The following is an 18,574-nucleotide window of genomic DNA, read 5'->3' on the forward strand; positions in this document are numbered from 1 at the left end:
CTGAATATGGATATGCACACTGTGGTGAGCGGGGAAGGCGCGAAGCGCGGCCTTGAAAGGGTGGTGGTGGGTGACGGGCGGGCGGCCGGGGTCACCGCGTCCGACGTCCTCGCCGTGGCGCGCGGCGGCGCCCGGATCGAACTCTCCGACGACGCGGTCGCCGCCCTGGCCGCGGCCCGCGGCATCGTGGACGCGCTGGCCGCCAAGCCGGACCCCGTGTACGGCGTCAGCACCGGCTTCGGCGCCCTGGCGACCCGGCACATCAGCCCCGACCTGAGGGCGCAGCTCCAGCGCAACATCGTCCGCTCGCACGCCGCCGGGATGGGCCCGCGCGTCGAACGCGAAGTGGTGCGCGCGCTGATGTTCCTGCGGCTGAAGACCGTCTGCTCCGGACACACCGGCGTCCGCCCCGAGGTCGCGCAGACCATGGCCGACGTGCTCAACGCCGGGATCACCCCGGTCGTGCACGAGTACGGCTCCCTCGGCTGCTCCGGCGACCTCGCCCCGCTGTCGCACTGCGCGCTCACCCTCATGGGCGAGGGCGACGCCGAGGGCCCCGACGGCACCGTACGGCCGGCCGGCGAACTGCTCGCCGAGCACGGGATCGCCCCGGTCGAGCTGCGCGAGAAGGAGGGCCTCGCTCTCCTCAACGGCACCGACGGCATGCTCGGCATGCTCGTCATGGCCCTCGCCGACCTCGACACCCTCTACAAGTCGGCCGACATCACCGCCGCGCTGACCATGGAGGCGCTGCTCGGCACCGACAAGGTGCTCGCCCCCGAGCTGCACGCCATCCGCCCGCACCCGGGACAGGCCGCCAGCGCCGCCAACATGGCCGCCGTGCTCAAGGGCTCGGGCCTGACCGGCCACCACCAGGACGACGCCCCCCGCGTCCAGGACGCCTACTCGGTGCGCTGCGCGCCGCAGGTCGCGGGCGCCGGACGCGACACCATGGCCCACGCCGGACTCGTCGCCGAGCGCGAGCTGGCCGCGGCCGTCGACAACCCGGTCGTCCTGCCTGGGGGTGCCTCCCAGGCTTTCGGCACTGGGGGAGGGCGCGTGGAGTCCAACGGCAACTTCCACGGCGCCCCGGTCGCCTACGTCCTCGACTTCCTCGCCGTCGCCGTCGCCGACCTCGGCTCCATCGCCGAGCGCCGCACCGACCGGCTCCTCGACAAGAACCGCAGCCACGGCCTGCCGCCGTTCCTCGCCGACGACGCGGGCGTCGACTCCGGCCTGATGATCGCCCAGTACACGCAGGCCGCCCTGGTCAGCGAACTGAAGCGGCTCGCCGTACCGGCCTCGGCGGACTCCATCCCCTCCTCCGCCATGCAGGAGGACCACGTGTCGATGGGCTGGTCGGCGGCGCGCAAGCTGCGTACGGCTGTCGACAACCTCACCCGCGTGATCGCCGTCGAGCTGTACGCCGCCACCCGCGCGATCCAGCTCCGGGAGGGCCTGACGCCGGCCCCGGCCTCCCAGGCCGTCATCGAGGCCGTACGGGCGGCCGGTGTCGAGGGCCCCGGCCCGGACCGCTACCTGGCGCCCGACCTCGCCGCGGCGGACGCGTTCGTGCGCGCCGGGCACCTGGTCGCGGCCGCGGAGACGGTCACGGGGCCGCTGCGCTAGCGGGCGGCGGGGACATGACCGAGGGGGCCCGGCGCGACGCCGGGCCCCCTCGGGTCGCCTCCGGACCCACCGCACGGTCGGGTCGGACCTTCCGGCAGGCCTTCCAGCCGATCTCCAGCCGACCTTCCGGCGGTCAAGAAACCCAAAAGAACGTCAAGTTCCGTCAAAGACCGAGGCGTTCCCGGCGGACCGAGTAGCCCACGAAGCCGGCGCCGAGACCCAGGCAGAGGGCGCCGCCGACGACGTACGGCGTGCTGTCGAAGCTGCCGGTGTCGGCCAGCCGGGTCGTTCCCTCGCCGGTTGCCGCCGTGTCCGTGGACGCCGCTCTCGCCTGGGCCGTGACCTGCGGAGACGGCGTCGCGGCCGCGGAACCGAGGGCCGGTGTCTCGGGTGTCGCGTTGGCCGACGGGACGAACCACAGGGCACACAGCAGACCGCCCGCGGCGGTGGCGGTCAGCAAGGAACGGCGAGCGGATGACACGGAATATCGATCCCCTTGTGGCGCTGGCGAATTGGCCGTGTGGGCAGATGTTAGTGAAAGGCGCGGGTCACAGGAAAGTCACGGGAGGGATCGGCCTTACGCTCCGGGCATGAGCACTCCAGAGACATCACGGTTTGTACGGATTCGCGTCGAGCTGGTTCTCGAGATCGACGACGAGGAGGCCGTCACCGGGGCCGCGCTGCAGGCCCTCGCCGACGACACCGACATGTCCGACGCGGAACGGACCGACTCCGAGCGCGCTGTGACCGAGGACACCGCCGAGGCCATGGCCCACCTGGTGGACCCGTTCGACCTGGTGGGAGCGGTGCCCGGGGTCGAGCTCCGGCAGGCCTCCTGGAGCAGTGAGCAGATCGACTACGACCCCGACTCGCCCGAGTGGGACCTCGGCGAGGATGATGACGACGAGAACGACCCGGAAGGCGATGAAACGACGGTCGGCTGACGCGGTGTGGGGAAATTCCTGACCCCGGACGGCAACCGCCGGCCGGGGTTTCGTCGTCTCACGGTGCGCACAGACCGATACCTCCCCGCACCGCCTCCGCCCTCAGCGGCGAAACGTGGCATGCCCCACACCCGTGAGCGATGTGGAACGGGACGAACCGGTCGTAGCGTTGAAAGTTCTTGACGGGGTATCTCGGGGTTTCGGGAATCGGCAACGATGGAGAAGCGTGTGATGACGGACGGTAAGCGGCGCAAGGGTCTGGCGGCCGCGTCCGCACTGCTCGGCGGTGTGCTGGTGCTCTCTGCATGTTCCAGTGGCGACGCCGACACCTCCGGGGGTGGGGACGGCAAGACCTCGCAGGCCGAGGTCGACGAAGCGGCGGCCAAGAAGACGTCCGAGGCCCAGATCAAGATCACGCCCCAGGGCGGCTCGGACAACGCCTCCATCAACAACTCCGCCGGCGTCACCGTGAGCAAGGGCACGCTCACCGAGGTGAAGATGACCGCCTCGGACGGCACCGAGGTCAAGGGCGAGATATCCGCCGACAAGACCAGCTGGAAGCCCAGCGGGCAGCTGGAGCGTGCCACCAAGTACCAGATCACGGCGACCGCGCAGGACTCCGAGGGCCGCGCCGCCCACGAGAACGCGTCGTTCACCACGGTCTCCCCCGAGAACAGCTTCATCGGGACCTTCACCCCGGACGACGGCAAGACCGTCGGCGTCGGCATGCCCGTGTCGATCAACTTCGACAAGGAGATCACCGACAAGGCCGCCGTCCAGAAGGGCATCACGGTCAACAGCAGCAGCGGCCAGGAGGTCGCCTGCCACTGGTTCTCCACCCAGCGCATGGACTGCCGCCCCAAGGACTACTGGCAGGAGGGCTCGACCGTCACCCTCAAGCTGGTGCTCGACGGGGTCGAGGGAGCCGACGGCGTCTACGGCGTCCAGCAGAAGTCGGTCACCTTCAAGATCGGCCGCAACCAGGTCTCCTACGTCGACGCGAAGACCAAGCAGATGAAGGTCACGCAGGACGGCAAGACCGTCAAGACCATCCCGATCTCCGCGGGCTCCCCGGAGAACAAGACCTACGAAGGCCAGATGGTGATCTCCGAGAAGTTCAAGGAGACCCGGATGGACGGCTCGACCGTCGGTTTCACCGACGACGACGGCAAGGGCGAGTACGACATCAAGGACGTGCCGCACGCCATGCGCCTGAGCACTTCCGGCACCTTCATCCACGGCAACTACTGGGGCAAGGGCATCTTCGGCAGCGTCAACACCAGCCACGGCTGCGTCGGCCTGCAGGACGCCAAGGGCGCCAACGACCCGAACACGCCGGGCGCCTGGTTCTACAACAACTCGATCATCGGTGACGTGGTCGTCGTCCAGAACACCGGCGACAAGACCATCGCCCCGGACAACGGCCTCAACGGCTGGAACATGGACTGGGCCCAGTGGAAGGCGGGTTCGGCGGTCTGACGCCGACTCCCTCCGGGCCGACCGCACCGCGCACGGGCGCCCGCCACCCCTCGACGGGGCGGCGGGCGCCCGCCGTTTCCCGGGCTTCTCATCCTCCTCTTACGCGGCCCTTATCCCGTCATCACGGGCCGTGCCTAGCTTGCGCCCATGTTCTTCACCTACCTGAGGCGCGAGCTGCGCCGCCGCAGAAAGGCGGCCCTCGTCGTCGCCTCCGGACTGGCCCTGGGCATCGCGCTGGTCATCGTCGTCGACTCGGTCTCCTCCGGCATGGGCCGGGCCCAGGACAAGGTCCTGCAGTCCCTGTACGGGCTCGGCACGGACATGACGGTCACCAAGGCCGCCGAGACCTCCTCCGGAAGCACCGCCGAACGGCCGCGCTTCCGCTTCGACGCGCAGGACGACGGCTCCGAGGAGGAGCAGAGCACCGACCGCGTCATGGTGCAGGGCTTCCAGACGCTGGCGAGTTCCACCGTCGGCAAGGTCGCCGGGCAGAGCGGCGTCGCCGACGCGGTGGGCGGCCTGAGCCTCCAGGTCGTCAAGGTCAGCGGCGAGTTCTCGCGCGGCCAGTTCAGGCAGGACGCCTCCGGCGGCGCGGGCGGCACGGGCCCGGGCGGCGGCCCGGGCGGCGGCCAGTCCCCGCAGGGCCGCGTCCAGGGGGGTGGCGCCGACTTCGACGTCAACAGCTACTCCGTCTACGGCACCGACGTCACCGAGCCCGCCCTCGGCCCGCTGACCACGTCCACCATCACCAGCGGACGCACCTTCAAGGAGTCGGAGACCGACGCCGAGGTGGCCGTCGCCGACTCGGCGTACGCCAAGGAGAAGAAGCTCAAGACCGGCAGCACGGTCACCGTCAAGGACACGGAGTTCGAGATCGTCGGCATCGCCACGGCCGACAGCGGTGACGCGGCGGCCAACCTCTACGTGCCGCTGAAGCAGGCCCAGACGCTGGGCGACGCGAAGGACAAGGTCACCACGATCTACGTCAAGGCGACCGACTCGCAGCGGATCGAGGGCGTCAAGTCCGCGGTCCAGAAGAACATCCCGGGTACGACCGTCACCACCTCCGCCGACCTCGCCGACACCGTCTCCGGCTCGCTGTCCACCGCCTCCTCGCTCGCCACCGGCGTCGGCAAGTGGCTGTCGGTCGTCGTCCTGGCGGCGGCCTTCCTGGTCGCCGGTCTGCTCACCTCCTCCGCCGTCTCCCGCCGGGTGCGCGAGTTCGGCACGCTCAAGGCGCTCGGCTGGCGCTCGGGCCGGGTCACCCGGCAGGTGATCGGCGAGGCCGTCGTCAACGGCCTGGTCGGCGGCGCCCTCGGCATCGCGCTGGGCCTCGCGGGCGCCTACGCCGTCACCGCCGTCAGCCCGACGCTGCAGGCCCAGCTGGGCGGCGGCACGGGCGGAGCCGGGGGTGCGGGCGGGCCCGGCGGCCTCGGCGGGGGCGGCATGGGCGGCCCTGGCCGGCAGGCCGCAGCCAAGACCCTGGACATCGCGCTGACCGCACCCGTCAGCCTCACCACCATCGCCCTCGCGGTGGGCCTCGCCGTGGCCGGCGGACTCGTCGCCGGCGGCTTCGGCGGCTGGCGCGCCTCGCGACTGCGCCCGGCGGACGCCCTGCGCCGCGTCGAGTAGCGCACCCCCTTCCCCGTACTCCAGGAGTTGCACCATGTACGAACTCAGCGGCGTCACCAAGCACTACACCCGCGGCAAGGCCACCGTGCACGCCCTCGACGGCGTCGACCTGACCATCGCCGACGGCGACCGGCTCGTCATCCAGGGCCCCACCGGCGGCGGCAAGTCCACCCTGCTCCAGATGCTGGGCGCGCTCGACCGGCCCAGCGCGGGCCGGATCGTCCTCGACGGCACCGACCTCGCCACGCTCCCCGAGGCCAGGCTGACCCGGGTGCGCAGCGAGAGCATCGGCTTCGTCTTCCAGTCCTTCAACCTGATCCCGACCCTGACCGCCCAGGAGAACGTCGAGACCGCCCTGGTCCCGCTCGGCGTCAAGGCGAAGGAGCGGCGCGAGAAGGCAGCCGAGGCACTGGCCTCCGTCGGCCTCGGCGAACGCCTCGGCCACCTCCCCGGCGAGATGTCCGGCGGCCAGCAGCAGCGCGTCGCCATCGCCCGCGCCCTGGTGAAGCAGCCCAAGGTGCTCCTCGCCGACGAACCCACCGGAAACCTCGACGAGTCGACCCGCGACGAGATCATGGACGTACTCGACCGCATGTGGAAGGAGCTGGGCCTCACCTTCGTGATGGTCACCCACGACTCGGCGATCGCGAAGAAGGCCCCTCGCCTCGCGACCATCCGCAAGGGCCGCATCACCGTGAAGGAGAACGCGGCGGCCTGACGGCCAAGGGGCCAGGTCCCGGCGGGCGGCGAGTCGGCTGCACGTGGTCCGCGCCAACTCCGTGGTGCGCCACCCGGCGGGTCCGACGTCGACCAGGCGCTGTCCGAGACCGTCGCCGTGGGACCGGCGCTGAACGCGGCCGACCGTCCGTGCGGCCGAATGCCCCTCCCGTGCCGAGCGTGCGCCGGGACGGACCGGTGTGCTGCCGACCAGGGGCCGCGGGGTCGAACTCCCGGCGACGTACATCCACCACTGCCACAACCCCGAACATCACGGCGAGCCGCACAGGAGCGGGCTCAGTGCAGCAGGAGGCCGACCGCGGTCGTCAGGCGTTCGAGGTAGAACTCGCGGGACTGGGCCTGGTGCTTGAGGCCGATCGACGTGCTGATCATCGTCTGGGCGAGGGGGAGGGCCCCCTTTCGTCCCGACTCGGCGGAGATGGCCTCCGTGATCAGTTCCTCGAAACGCCGCGGCGCGGTCTCGACGACCTCTCCGAGGACGCCGGGGTTGTCCTCGATGACCGTGGCGGCGTCGCGTGCCAGCGGGCCGATGTAGCGGCCCGCCCACTGGTCGAACGCCTCGACGAGGCGCTCCGTGAGGGGGCGGCCGCGGTCGGCCAGGACCTGTTCCACCGCGGTGAGGTCCCGCTCCAGGGCCTGGCCGACCGCGGCACGGAACAGCGTCTCCTTCGAGGAGAAGAGGAAGTAGAGCCCGGGTCGGGAGATGCGGGCCGCCCGTGCCACCTCCTCCATCGTGGTCTTGCGGTAACCGAAGCGCGCGAACGTGGCCATGGCGGACTCCAGGACCGTCGTGCGACGGCCGGTGTCGGCGACGGTCGACGGCGCGTGGCCGGCATCGGGACTGCTCATGAAGCGAGCGTACGGGCGCGATACGCACTATACAAATAGAGTCCAGTGCGTATAGTTGCCGCTATGAATGCTCGCCGGCTCGTCTCCACGCCCTTCACCTCCTCCAGCACCGCGGACGAGGTGCTCAGAGGCGTCGATCTCACCGGCCTCCGCGCGATCGTGACGGGGGCCTCCTCCGGACTCGGCGTCGAGACGGCTCGTGCGCTGACCGCGGCCGGGGCGGAGGTGACACTCGCCGTCCGGAACACGGCCGCGGGGGACGCCGTCGCCGAGACGATCGGGAAGGCGACCGGAGCAGCCCGGCCCCGCGTGGTCCGGCTCGACCTCGCCGACCGGGCCACCGTCACGCGGTTCGTCGACGCGTGGGACGGCCCGCTCCACCTGCTCGTCAACAACGCCGGGGTCGTCACTGGTGGCCTCGAACGGACCCGCGAGGGCTGGGAGCGGCAATTCGCGACGAACCATCTCGGCCACTTCGCGCTGGCCACCGGCCTGCACCGCGCCCTCGCCCGGGGAGCGGCCGACCGCGGTGGAGCAAGGATCGTCTCGGTCAGTTCGACGGCGCACATGCGCTCCGGCGTCGACTTCGACGACCTCCACTTCGAGCGCCGCGGCTACGACCCGCAGATCGCCTACGCCCAGTCGAAGACGGCCAACTCCCTCTTCGCCGTCGAGGCAAGCCGTCTGTGGGCGTCCGACGGAGTCGTCGCCAACGCGGTGAACCCCGGTGGTGTCGCGACCGGGCTGCAGCGGAACTTCACGCCGGAACAGCGGGCGTCGCTCGACGCGGCCGAGGCCGCCGGAGTCTTCACGTACAAGACGGTCGAGCAGGGGGCCGCCACCACCGTGGTCGCGGCCGTCGCTCCCGAGTTCGCCCGTTCCGGCGGCCACTACCTCGACGACGGGCAGGAGGCCTACACGGTGCCGAACGACGCCGACCTCGGGCAGCACCCGCACGGCGTCAAGGAATGGGCACTCGACCCCGCGGCCGCCGAGCGCCTGTGGACCGTCTCGACCGACCTGCTCCGTCTCCGGCCTGCCGGCTGATGCGTGGGCGCCGGCCGCTCACGTCGGCAGTGAAGCCGCCGCGTCCGTCCCCCAGCTGGCCAGGAGCCGCAGTGCGTCCGCCGACGGGGAGCCGGGCTCCGCGTGGTACGTGACGAAGGCCTGTTCGTCGTCGTCCACCAGGCGGAACGTCTCGAAGGACAGGGTCAGGTCGCCGACCAGCGGGTGCCGCATCCGCTTGACGCCGTAGCTCTTCTCCTTGACGTCGTGCGTGGCCCACAGGCGGCGGAACTCCTCGCTCTTCACCGAGAGCTCGCCGACCAGCGCGGACAGGCGCGGGTCGTCCGGATGGCGGCCGGCGTCCATGCGCAGGAAGCTGACCATGTCGTACGCCTTCTGGTCCCAGTCGACGAACAGCTCGCGGTAGTCCGGGTTCAGGAAGACCAGCCGCGCCCAGTTGCGCTCGGCGGCCGGCAGCTTGCCCCAGTCGCCGAAGAGGGCCGCGGCCATCCGGTTCCAGGCGAGGATCTCCGAGCGGCGGCCCGACACGTACGCGGGCACCGTGTCGATCGACTCCAGCAGTTGGAGCAGCGCCACCCGCACCGGCTGCTTGCCCCGGGCGGCCCCGGCCCGCCGACGCTGCTGCTTCGGCCGCGCCAGGTGGGTCAGGTGCGCCTGCTCGGCGTCGGTCAGCCGCAGCGCCCGGGCGATGGCGTCCAGGACCTCCGCCGAGACGTTCTGCCCGTTGCCCTGCTCCAAACGCGTGTAGTACGCCACCGACACCCCGGCCAGCTGCGCCAGCTCCTCGCGCCGCAGTCCGGGCACCCGGCGCTGCCGTCCGTACGACTCCAGACCCACGTCCTCCGGCTTGAGCCGGGCCCGCCGGGTGCGCAGGAACTCGCTCAGTTCGGCCCGCCGGTCAAGCTGTCCATCCATGTCCTCCAGTATCACCGGACGTATTCCCGGTCGTACGCACATGAGCCTGTCCCCGCCAGTGGTACGCACGCCGGTCGTACGCAAAGCCGTGGTCTGGGTGGATCGGCGGGCGCCAGGCAGGGTGGAAGCATCACCCAGTCACGTCAAGAGAATTCCGGAGAACCCGGCATGACCACTGTCGCCGCGTACGCAGCACCCGCCGCCAAGGCGCCGCTGGAGCGCACCACCATCGAGCGGCGCGAGGTGCGTGAACACGACGTCCTGATCGACATCAAGTTCGCCGGCATCTGCCACTCCGACATCCACCAGGCCCGCGAGGGCTGGGGCGAGGCCATCTTCCCGATGGTCCCCGGGCACGAGATCGCCGGTGTCGTCGAGGCGGTCGGCTCCGGCGTCACCAAGTTCAAGGTCGGCGACCGCGTCGGCGTCGGCTGCCTCGTCGACTCCTGCCGCGAGTGCGAGAACTGCAAGGCCGGCCTGGAGCAGCACTGCCTCAAGGGCAGCGTCGGCACCTACAACGCCGTCGGCTACGACGGTGAGCCCACCTACGGCGGCTACGCGCAGAAGGTCGTCGTCGACGAGGCGTTCACCGTCCGCATCCCCGACGGACTGTCCCTCGACGTGGCCGCGCCGCTGCTGTGCGCGGGCATCACCACGTACTCCCCGCTCAAGCACTGGGGTGTCGCCCCCGGCAAGAAGGTGGCCGTCATCGGCCTGGGTGGCCTCGGCCACATGGGCGTCAAGATCGCACACGCGCTGGGCGCCGAGGTCACCGTCCTTTCGCAGTCGCTGCGCAAGAAGGACGACGGCCTGAAGATGGGCGCGGACCACTACTACGCGACCAGTGACGAGCAGACCTTCCAGGACCTGGCGGGCAGCTTCGACGTGATCCTCTCCACGGTCTCCGCGCCGCTCGACTTCGGTGCCTACCTCGGCCTGCTCAGGACCGGCGGCGCCCTGGTGAACGTCGGCGCACCCGAGGAGCCGATCGCCCTGAACCTGTTCTCGCTCATCGGCGGCAACAAGACCCTCGCGGGCTCCATGATCGGCGGCATCGCCGAGACCCAGGAGATGCTGGACTTCTGCGCGGAGCACGGCATCGGCGCCGAGATCGAGCTGATCGCCGCCTCCGAGATCAACGAGGCCTACGAGCGCGTCCTGTCCAGCGACGTGCGCTACCGCTTCGTGATCGACACCGCGACGATCTGATCCCTCCCGGGAGAGCCCGGGGAGCTTTTCTCTGAATTCTTCCCCGCTCCCTGTCACACAGCCGCCCCGCCCCGGGGCATACCGCCACGACACACGCGGCGGACGTCCGGGCGGGGCGGCCGTGCGTCGGCCCCCACCCCGCTCCCCGGACGCCACGGATCCCCGGAGCGGCAGCCATGACGCACCCCGCCTCGCCCCCCAGCACGGCCCCTCCTGGTCGCCGGAGGCACCGGCCCCCTCGGCAGCCACGTCGTCCCGCTGCTGCGGTGGGCCGGCCGACACCTACCCGTCCTCGCCCGCGGCCCCCGCCCCGACGCGGACGGCGTCACGTACGTCAGCGGCGACCTGCGCACCGGCGAGGACGTCGAGGCCGCCGTCGAAGGCACGCACACCGTTGCTCCACCTGGCGGGCCGGCCCGCCGCGCTCAGCGGGCCGCCGGCCGGCGCCGGCGGCGCAGCGCGGGGTCGAGCAGCGCGGGCGTGGCGTCGAACTTCTCGTGCGCCGCCAGGTCCGCACCCGGCGCGACGACGGCGTCGATCGCGTCGAGGACGTCGTCGGAGAGCACGGTGTCGGCGGCGGCGAGCTGGGAGCGCAGGTGGTCCAGGGTGCGGGGCCCGACGAGCGCGCCGGTCACGGCCGGGTGGGCGGTCACGAAGCCGAGCGCGAGCTGGATCAGCGTGAGCCCGGCCTCGTCGGCGACGGCGGCCAGCTTCTCGACGGCGTCGAGCCGGGCGCGGTTGGCGGGCACCGAGGGGTCGAAGCGCTCGGGCATGAACCCGGACCGGTGCGTGGTGACCTCCTGGCCCGCGCGCACCGCGCCCGACAGCCATCCCGAGGCCAGCGGGCTCCACACCAGCACACCGAGTCCGTACTGCTCGGTCACGGGCAGCACGTGGCTCTCGATCCCGCGCTGGAGCATGGAATAGCTGGGCTGCTCGGTGACGTACCGGCCCAGCCGGTGCTCGCGGGCGGCCCACTGCGCCTCGACGATCCGGTACGCGGGGAAGGTGGAGGACCCGAAGTACCGGATCTTCCCGGCGCGCTGCAGATCGGTGAGCGCGGACAGCGTCTCCTCGTCGCTGGTCTTCGGGTCCCACCGGTGGATCTGGTACAGGTCGACGTGGTCCACGCCGAGGCGGCGCAGGCTGTTGTCCAGCTCGGTGACCAGCCAGCGGCGCGAGGAGCCCTGGTGGTTGGGGTCGTCGCCCATCGGCATGCTCGCCTTCGTGGCCAGCACGATGTCGTCGCGGCGCCCGGCGATCGCCTTGCCGACCATCTCCTCGGACTCGCCGCCGCCGTACCTGTCGGCGGTGTCGATGAGGTTGATCCCGGCCTCCAGGGCGGCGTCGACGATGGCGGTGGCCTCGTCCTGGGTGGTGCGCCCGATGCTGCCGAAGTTCATGGCGCCGAGCGCGAGCGAGCTGACCTGCACACCGGTGCGGCCCAAGGTGCGGTACTGCATGACGTGTTCCTCCACTACGGGTGGTGTGACGTGGCATGACCTGGTGGCGGGCTCGACGCTCTGGCATCATGGAGAGACCAAGCGGAACACCGTCCCGTTTACTCCTCCGACGATACGGAACGGTGTCCCGTTTATCAAGCGGTGAAGGGAACGGCACGGTGAAGGACGGCGAAGCGGCGACGGGGCGGGCGGCCTCGCGGCCCAAGCGCGCGGACGCCCGGCGCAACGAGAAGACCCTGCTCGACGCGGCCGCCGCGGTGTTCGTCAGATCGGGCGTGGAGGCCCCCGTACGCGACGTCGCGGCCGAGGCCGGTGTCGGCACGGCCACGATCTACCGCCACTTCCCGACCCGCGCGGACCTCATCATCGGCGTCTACCGCCACCAGGTGGAGGCCTGCGCCGAGGCCGGCCCCGCCCTGCTCGCGAGCAGCCCGACGCCGTACGCCGCGCTCGCGGCCTGGATCGACCGGTTCGTGGACTTCCTGGTCACCAAGCACGGCCTCGCCGCGGTCCTGCAGTCCGACAACGCCGGCTTCGAGACCCTCCACGCCTACTTCCTCGACCGCCTTGTCCCCGTCTGCACCGACCTCCTCGCCGCCGCGACCGCCTCCGGTGAGATCCACACCGACGTCGAGGCCCACGCCCTCATGCGCGGCGTCGGCAACCTGTGCATCGGCGCGGAGACGTCAAGCCCGCAGTACGACGCGCGGGAGCTGGTGCGGATCCTGATCGCGGGGCTGCGCGGGGTGGGCTGATCCCGGCGTGGCCGCGAAGCGTGGCGAGTGGATGTGCGCGGCAGCGATTGCTGGATAGGGTCGACCCGCTACAACTGGTTGTGGGGACAACCGGTGCTGGGGGGAGGGCTGACAACCCATGAGTCGTCGCGCCAGGGGATACGTCGGAATCTGGGCCGAGATGCAGCGGCAGCGGCAGCGCCAGCTCGAGGCCGAGGAGCGGCAGCGCAGACAGGAAGCCCGGCAGGCGCGGGCCTACGAGCGGCGCGCCGCCCAGAGCTACCGCGAGTACAAGCAGGCCGAGGCGATCCGCCGCACGGAGGAGCTGGACGCACGGGTGGCCGCCCTCCAGGACCTGCTGGTCTCGGGATGCCGGGCCTCGGCCTTCCTGCCCTCCGCGCTCATGCGCGGCGAGGAGCTGCAGTCCCTGGCCGAGGTGATGGACGGCGTCGCACGCCGGGAGCCCGACGCCGTGGTCGAGTACTTCTCCGCGGCTCTATACACCTCGACGGCCTGGCCCGAGGGGTTCCCGCGCCGGGTCGCGATGACCTACGACCCCGCGGCCCGGCAACTGGTGCTGGACTGGGAGCTGCCCGCGGGTGACGTCGTCCCGCAGTCCAAGTACGTGCGGTACATGTACGCGGCCGACCAGTACCGGGAGACCCCCCGTCCGGTGGGACAGCGACGGGCCCTCTACAAGGAGGTCGTCGCGCAGTGCATGCTGCTCGTGCTGCACGAACTGTTCGCCGCCGACGAGTCCGGGGCCCTGGAGTCGGTGGCCCTCAACGGCTTCGTCGACGGACACGACCCCACGACGGGCCGGCCGGACCGCATCTTCCTGGCCACCGTCATGGCCGAGCGCTCCTCCTTCCGTGAACTGCATCTGGCCCAGGTGGACGCGGAGAGCTGCCTGGCCGACGCGCTGCGCGGGCAGGTGTCGGCCCGCCCGGACCAGCTCCTCGCGGTCCGGCCGGGCCGGCGGCCGGAGGAGGTCGGCCACCGCGTCACCACCCACGGCGACGACGAGGAACCCGACCTGTACGAAATGGACCCGATCGCCTTCGAGGGCCTGGTGGCCGAGCTGTTCGAGGCCATGGGGATGCGGGCGGTCACCACGCAGCGCACCAACGACGGCGGGGTGGACGTCCACGCACTGGACCCGACGCCGATCCGGGGCGGCCAGATCGTCGTCCAGGTGAAGCGGTACCGCAACACGGTGCCGCCCACCGCCGTCCGCGACCTGTACGGGACGGTGCAGGACGCCGGAGCGAACAAGGGCGTCCTCGTCACCACGTCGGGCTTCGGCCCCGGTTCGCACACCTTCGCCAACGGCAAGCCGCTGGAACTGATCGCTGGGAACGAACTCGTCGACCTGCTGCGCCGCCACGGCCTGCGCGGCCGACTGGGCGACGGCGGCCGCCCGGACTCCGCCTCGTCGCGTCCGACCACCCCGGAACCGTCACTGCCCGACGCGTACAACATCCTCGGCATGTCCTGGACCGGGAGCGTCGCCCTGGATGTGTGCGCCCTGGTGTGCCGCGGCAACCGCATCCTTACCGACGACCACTTCGTCTTCTACAACAACCCGCGGACCCCGGACGGCTCCGTACGGACGCTCCCCGCCACCGCGCCCGACAAGGCCGCGATCTGCGCCTCGTTCGACACGCTGCCCGGGGACGCCGATCGCCTGGTGCTGGTGGCCGCCGTCGACCCGGAGGTCAACCCGGACGCCGATCTCTCCGGTTTCACGGACGCGTGCATCCGCCTGCTCGACCCGTCCCTGACGGAGCTGGGCCGACTGCAGGTGTCCGACGGCCGCCCGCACGAGACCGCCCTCGTACTCGGCTCCTTCCGCCGCAGGGCCAACGGCGACTGGGACTTCGTCGTGGGCGGCAGGGGCTACTCGGGCGGCCTGGAGGAACTGCTGCGCGACTACGGCGTCGAGGTGGACTGACGCGACCACAACGACAGGTCGCTGCTCGTCGCCACGGCGATGGTCCGGCCGGAGGGCGAGAAGCCGGCCGCCCGGAAGGTCGAGTAGTCGGCGTGGAGGATGTGCCACCAGTCCTCCCCGTGCCGACCGGCGTGGGGGAGCCCGCCGTCGCGGGACAGCAGGACGCGCTCGTTCGGCCAGGCGGGGGTGACGACCTCCAGCTCCCAGCCGTCCCGGGTGCCGGTGTGCAGCCCGCCACCGAAGAGCCCCGCGATGTGCACTCGGCTGCCCTCGATCGGTCCCAGCCCGGGACAGGAGAGATCGGCCGCCTCGTCCGGTGTGCTGCTCTCGGGATCGGGGTCCCGGTCCCTGGCGATCTTCTCCCCGGTGACGGTGTCGAAGAGACCGTGACCGTCGTGCGAGACGACCATGACCAGGTCGTGGCCGCTCTCGGGGTGCGAGGCGAAACCGATGCCGAGCAGCCCGCCGACCGCTGCGAAGGCGACGGGCCGCCAGGGCTCGGGCGCGGTCACCACGGGCGCCGCGAGCAGCCGGTTCCGCATGGCTCGCTGATACGGCGAGAGCTGCGGCTCGTGCACCGACGGCTCGGTGGGTGGCGACTTCTTCGTACGGGACTCACAGGGCATACGGAACATCTGGACTCCTCCGCAAACGGCGTCGTCGCCTGCTCGTCGTCACGGTCGCAGGGCGCTCAGCACGGCGTCCGCGGCGGGGTACGGCTGCTCCCGGGGCAGCAGGGCTCGCGCCGCGTCGAGGTCGTCGTTCCGTACGAGGGCGTGGATCTCGTGGGCGAGTGGGGTCACGTCGCGGATGGCGACCGTCCACTCGTCGGCGTAACCGCGTGCGGCCTCGCCGGAGAGGCCCAGTTGCAGGGAGCGGTACGGCAGCGGCCGCAGACGCAGGTCGCGCTCCGGGTCCCACTGGACGCGGGTGGGCGAGCGCTTCAACTCGCGTTGCCAGGTCGCCCGGTCGGGGTGCACACCGGGCGCGTAGCTCGACAGGCACGCGTGGCGCAGGGCCCACTCGAAGCCTTCACGGCTGATCTCGACCGCCAGGACGGTCTCCTGGCCCTCCTTGGTGGCCCATCCGCAGCGGTACATCATCCACAGGAACGACGGCTTGATCCACGTCAAGCCGCGTTCACAAACCTATCGGCTCCTGCTGGCAGGCGGCTCCTGACATGACTGAAACCGGCACCGGACCGTAGAGGAAGATGTCGCCATGGTTGATCACTCTCGCGGTATATCGCCCATGTCACTCGTGGACGAGGAGCAGGCATACACGCTCTGCGGTGACACGGCGGCCACGGAGAGCTTCACCTTCGGGAGCGCCACTGCCGGCATCGGCGACGCCGGGACACTGATCATTGTGGCAGCTGGGGATGGCCTCGACAGAAGCTGCGTCTGGAACGCTGATGAGGTCCGCCTTCTCGGCCCTGCTCCGGCTCCGGTAGGGCAACGGCTCCTGGAAGAGTCCTGGGAGCGAGGCGCAGGTGAAGCGCAGTCGTCTGTTCACTTGGCGGTGCGCAACTCGGAAGGTCTCGTCTATCTCGGCACCGGATCCGTGACTCAGGTCGGAACGGTCGTTCGGCCGGGTAGCGGCGTACACGTACTCTCCGACTGCTCACTTCGGCTTCATTCTCCCTTGAGCAGGCTCGACTTGGCCCGCGTGCGTCCCGATCTCCCACCATCGGGCCTTCCGAGCCTTGAGTGGCTCCGGCATGTGGACGGTCAGCGAGCCAGTGCGCTCGAACAGTTCGTCACGGGCTGGTATCCCGTTGAGCCCGAGACGGACGAGATACCGTCGGATTCGGAGCCTCCCTCGGATCTGCCCGACGGATTGAGGAAGTTCTACCGGCTGGCACAGCACCGCCCGCGCTGCCTGGGAGTGCAGAACCGAGTCCTTCCCCTCTCCAAGCTTCATACCGATGCCACGGGGGAGATGCTCGTTTTCGGCGAGGAGAATCAGGGGTGCTTCTTCTGGTCGCTGCTGTGGACGCTCGATGGCCCCGAAGCGGATCCCATCGTCTGGTTCCGTGAGGACGACGAACCGGCGATCGCCGAGCAGGAACCACTCAGTGGCTTCCTCATCCAGTTCTCGCTCTTCGAGGCATCCATGGGCGCCGACTACGTGGCGCTGTCCTTTCGGCTCACCGCAGAGCAGGTCGACCGGATCGCCGAGGCACTCCTCCCCGTGCCCTTGCGCCCGTTCTGGCTCGCGGCTCCCACGCGCTTCTACGTGGCTCCGGGCCTCGTCCTGCATGTCACAGACGAAGGAATCGGCAACGGGTTCAGCGCCCGGGCCGGCGCCACCCACCGCAGTGCCCTCGCCCCCTTGGCCGACCTGGTCGAGTGGGACCGGTTCGACGGCTGACATCGCGAGACACGGCCGCTTCGCCGACAGACTCGACAGAGGTCTGTGAACGCGGCTTGATGACCCACGTCATCCTGTCGCGTTTCCAGGCCGCCGGAAAACGTCCCTCGCGGGCGGCGGGGAGGCCGATCCCCGGGGAGTACGCCTGGTAGACGGTGACGGTGGACGCCGTGTGGGCCGCCCGGATCTCGCGCTGCGCTTCTCGCATGCCGTACAGCTTCGGCCGCAGGCCACGCCCGGGCCACCGGTTTTCGGCGGGGACGGCTACAGGGCGTCGAACGGGGGGATGATACGGACGATGATGACCAAGGGATCCCGCGGTGCAACCAGGAAGTAGAACCACCCTCCGGCCGCGTCCATCCGTCGTAGTCCGCCCGAGCGCGGGCCGTTGCCGAGATCGCTGATGTCGACACCCGTACTGGCCAGGTCGATCAGTTGACCGGCCAGGCGTTCCACTTCCGTCACGACGTGGGCAGGGAGACCGCCTGCTACGTGGTCGTAGTCAGGGTCGTATTCCCATCGCCACTCCACAGTCATCGGGAGTGAAGACCGACGGCTGCGTGCGCCTGGTCGAGGATGCGTCCGATCTCGGATGCGGCTTGTCGCGCCTGGGCAGCGTCGCCGGATGCGGCGCGGTCCTCCCAGGCGCGCAGGTCTGCTGCCAGGCCCGGCTGGCGTTGGATGTAGACGTAGACCGCCCACTGGGCGACGAACCGCTGCAGGGGTGCCAGATCCGAGCCCTGCCGGGACTGGTCTGCCGCCTGGTCCAGCTCGCGTGTGAACGCGGGCAGCGCCGCCGGTGTGATCTGCCGGACGGCCTGACGCAGGGCGGCCACCGTTGCAGGGGGCTGGGGAATGAGTGGTTGCCCGGCGGCGGAGATGGTCATTGCTGCTCCCATGGGCGCGATTCTGGTCCCGCGCCTCAGGCTATCCGGCAGGGGCGCCGACGCACCGCTCGAACGGGTGAGGCAGAACCGATACGCCCCGTCCGGTGACCTGGAATCGTTGGGGCGCCCCGAGCGTTGGACACAGCGTGGGCATGCAGGCCGGTGAGGTACGGGCCGAGTGGCCCGGACGACCGAGCCGAGAGATTTTGGAGGGTGCCGCGATGGCTGCGCAGACGCAGAGGGCCGTGCTGGCGGGCGGATGTTTCTGGGGCATGGAGGAGCTGATCCGCCGGCTCCCGGGCGTGACCGCGACCCGGGTCGGTTACACAGGGGGCGACGTGCCGAACGCGACGTACCGCAACCACGGCACGCACGCGGAGGCCATCGAGATCCTCTTCGACCCCGAGGAGACCGACTACCGCGCGCTCCTGGAGTTCTTCTTCCAGATCCACGACCCGAGCACCAGGAACCGCCAGGGCAACGACATCGGCCTCAGCTACCGCTCGGCGATCTACTACGTGGACGACGAGCAGAAGCGGATCGCCGAGGACACCATCGCCGACGTGGACGCCTCCGGGCTGTGGCCCGGCCAGGTCGTCACCGAGGTGGAGCCGGTCGGCCCCTTCTGGGAGGCCGAGCCCGAGCACCAGGACTACCTGCAGCGTTACCCGGACGGGTACACCTGCCACTTCCCGCGCCCGGGATGGCGGCTGCCCGCCCGTACCGAGGGCTGAGGGACTCC

General features: G+C 70.8%; 18 protein-coding genes and 2 pseudogenes. 11 read left to right on the top strand and 9 right to left on the bottom strand.

From position 1 onward, the window contains the following. Positions 1-6 precede the first annotated feature (6 nt). Complete coding sequence (gene hutH / locus AB0P07_RS02620; RefSeq protein ID WP_365544009.1) at positions 7-1,629, top strand: histidine ammonia-lyase; 1,623 nt, start codon at positions 7-9, stop codon at positions 1,627-1,629. Between the two features lie 163 nt (positions 1,630-1,792). On the opposite strand, the gene AB0P07_RS02625 is transcribed toward hutH, so the two are convergent. Continuing rightward, the gene (locus AB0P07_RS02625; RefSeq protein ID WP_365544012.1) at positions 1,793-2,110 is read right to left on the bottom strand and encodes a hypothetical protein; all 318 of its coding nucleotides are present in this window, start codon (positions 2,108-2,110) and stop codon (positions 1,793-1,795) included. 109 nt (positions 2,111-2,219) lie between these two features. Here AB0P07_RS02625 and AB0P07_RS02630 point away from each other — a divergent pair, with 109 nt between their 5' ends. The 4 genes from AB0P07_RS02630 (at position 2,220) to AB0P07_RS02645 (ending at position 6,402) form a co-directional block, all read left to right on the top strand. Beyond that, positions 2,220-2,573: a hypothetical protein gene (locus AB0P07_RS02630; RefSeq protein WP_365544015.1), complete on the top strand. Its 354-nt coding sequence runs from the start codon at positions 2,220-2,222 to the stop codon at positions 2,571-2,573. 231 nt (positions 2,574-2,804) lie between these two features. Continuing rightward, positions 2,805-4,052, top strand: coding sequence for an Ig-like domain-containing protein (locus AB0P07_RS02635; RefSeq protein WP_365544018.1), 1,248 nt, complete (start codon positions 2,805-2,807; stop codon positions 4,050-4,052). Between the two features lie 147 nt (positions 4,053-4,199). Beyond that, positions 4,200-5,684 carry an ABC transporter permease gene (locus AB0P07_RS02640; RefSeq protein WP_365544020.1) on the top strand — a complete coding sequence of 495 codons (1,485 nt, stop codon included), beginning with the start codon at positions 4,200-4,202 and terminating at the stop codon, positions 5,682-5,684. Positions 5,685-5,718: 34 nt separating this feature from the next. Continuing rightward, positions 5,719-6,402, top strand: coding sequence for an ABC transporter ATP-binding protein (locus AB0P07_RS02645; protein ID WP_365544023.1), 684 nt, complete (start codon positions 5,719-5,721; stop codon positions 6,400-6,402). A 296-nt stretch (positions 6,403-6,698) separates the two neighbouring features. Here AB0P07_RS02645 and AB0P07_RS02650 read toward each other — a convergent pair whose 3' ends face one another. Next, entirely contained in the window at positions 6,699-7,193 is a 495-nt protein-coding gene (locus AB0P07_RS02650; protein WP_365544518.1) for a TetR/AcrR family transcriptional regulator, read from the bottom strand. Between the two features lie 141 nt (positions 7,194-7,334). Between AB0P07_RS02650 and AB0P07_RS02655 the strand changes: the two genes are divergently transcribed. Beyond that, the gene (locus tag AB0P07_RS02655) at positions 7,335-8,318 is read left to right on the top strand and encodes an SDR family NAD(P)-dependent oxidoreductase (RefSeq protein ID WP_365544026.1); all 984 of its coding nucleotides are present in this window, start codon (positions 7,335-7,337) and stop codon (positions 8,316-8,318) included. Positions 8,319-8,336: 18 nt separating this feature from the next. Here the strand turns inward: AB0P07_RS02655 and AB0P07_RS02660 are convergent, their stop codons facing one another. Next, the gene (locus AB0P07_RS02660) at positions 8,337-9,212 is read right to left on the bottom strand and encodes a helix-turn-helix transcriptional regulator (RefSeq protein WP_365544028.1); all 876 of its coding nucleotides are present in this window, start codon (positions 9,210-9,212) and stop codon (positions 8,337-8,339) included. A gap of 168 nt (positions 9,213-9,380) precedes the next feature. Between AB0P07_RS02660 and AB0P07_RS02665 the strand changes: the two genes are divergently transcribed. Further along, a complete protein-coding gene (locus AB0P07_RS02665; protein WP_365544031.1) occupies positions 9,381-10,421 on the top strand; it encodes an NAD(P)-dependent alcohol dehydrogenase in 1,041 nt (346 codons plus the stop codon). Between the two features lie 425 nt (positions 10,422-10,846). Here AB0P07_RS02665 and AB0P07_RS02670 read toward each other — a convergent pair whose 3' ends face one another. Further along, entirely contained in the window at positions 10,847-11,884 is a 1,038-nt protein-coding gene (locus AB0P07_RS02670; RefSeq protein ID WP_365544034.1) for an aldo/keto reductase, read from the bottom strand. Between the two features lie 158 nt (positions 11,885-12,042). On the opposite strand from AB0P07_RS02670, the gene AB0P07_RS02675 reads away from it, so the two are divergent. Both AB0P07_RS02675 and AB0P07_RS02680 read left to right on the top strand, forming a co-directional pair. Further along, complete coding sequence (locus tag AB0P07_RS02675; RefSeq protein WP_365544037.1) at positions 12,043-12,639, top strand: TetR/AcrR family transcriptional regulator; 597 nt, start codon at positions 12,043-12,045, stop codon at positions 12,637-12,639. Positions 12,640-12,757: 118 nt separating this feature from the next. Then, the gene (locus tag AB0P07_RS02680; protein WP_365544039.1) at positions 12,758-14,572 is read left to right on the top strand and encodes a restriction endonuclease; all 1,815 of its coding nucleotides are present in this window, start codon (positions 12,758-12,760) and stop codon (positions 14,570-14,572) included. Here AB0P07_RS02680 and AB0P07_RS02685 read toward each other — a convergent pair. Then, positions 14,551-15,198 carry a hypothetical protein gene (locus tag AB0P07_RS02685; RefSeq protein ID WP_365544520.1) on the bottom strand — a complete coding sequence of 216 codons (648 nt, stop codon included), beginning with the start codon at positions 15,196-15,198 and terminating at the stop codon, positions 14,551-14,553. The genes AB0P07_RS02680 and AB0P07_RS02685 overlap by 22 nt on opposite strands. 48 nt (positions 15,199-15,246) lie before the next feature. Then, positions 15,247-15,705: pseudogene (locus tag AB0P07_RS02690) on the bottom strand (DUF4291 domain-containing protein); the annotation flags it as partial. Positions 15,706-15,832: 127 nt separating this feature from the next. Between AB0P07_RS02690 and AB0P07_RS02695 the strand changes: the two are divergent. After that, on the top strand, positions 15,833-16,945 hold the full coding sequence (locus AB0P07_RS02695; RefSeq protein ID WP_365544042.1) for a hypothetical protein: 1,113 nt from the start codon (positions 15,833-15,835) through the stop codon (positions 16,943-16,945). 52 nt (positions 16,946-16,997) lie between these two features. Here AB0P07_RS02695 and AB0P07_RS02700 read toward each other — a convergent pair. The 3 genes and pseudogenes from AB0P07_RS02700 to AB0P07_RS02710 form a co-directional block, all read right to left on the bottom strand. Then, positions 16,998-17,153, bottom strand: a pseudogene (locus AB0P07_RS02700) (DUF4291 family protein); the annotation flags it as partial. 56 nt (positions 17,154-17,209) lie between these two features. Next, a complete protein-coding gene (locus AB0P07_RS02705; RefSeq protein ID WP_323185080.1) occupies positions 17,210-17,410 on the bottom strand; it encodes a hypothetical protein in 201 nt (66 codons plus the stop codon). Positions 17,411-17,478: 68 nt separating this feature from the next. Then, on the bottom strand, positions 17,479-17,832 hold the full coding sequence (locus AB0P07_RS02710; protein ID WP_365544523.1) for a DUF6247 family protein: 354 nt from the start codon (positions 17,830-17,832) through the stop codon (positions 17,479-17,481). A 221-nt stretch (positions 17,833-18,053) separates the two neighbouring features. Between AB0P07_RS02710 and msrA the strand changes: the two genes are divergently transcribed. Next, positions 18,054-18,566, top strand: a complete 513-nt coding sequence (msrA, locus tag AB0P07_RS02715) for a peptide-methionine (S)-S-oxide reductase MsrA (protein ID WP_365544045.1) — start codon at positions 18,054-18,056, stop codon at positions 18,564-18,566. Positions 18,567-18,574: the final 8 nt, after the last annotated feature.

The organism is Streptomyces sp. NPDC085944, from assembly GCF_040686295.1.
GTDB lineage: Bacteria > Actinomycetota > Actinomycetes > Streptomycetales > Streptomycetaceae > Streptomyces > Streptomyces salinarius.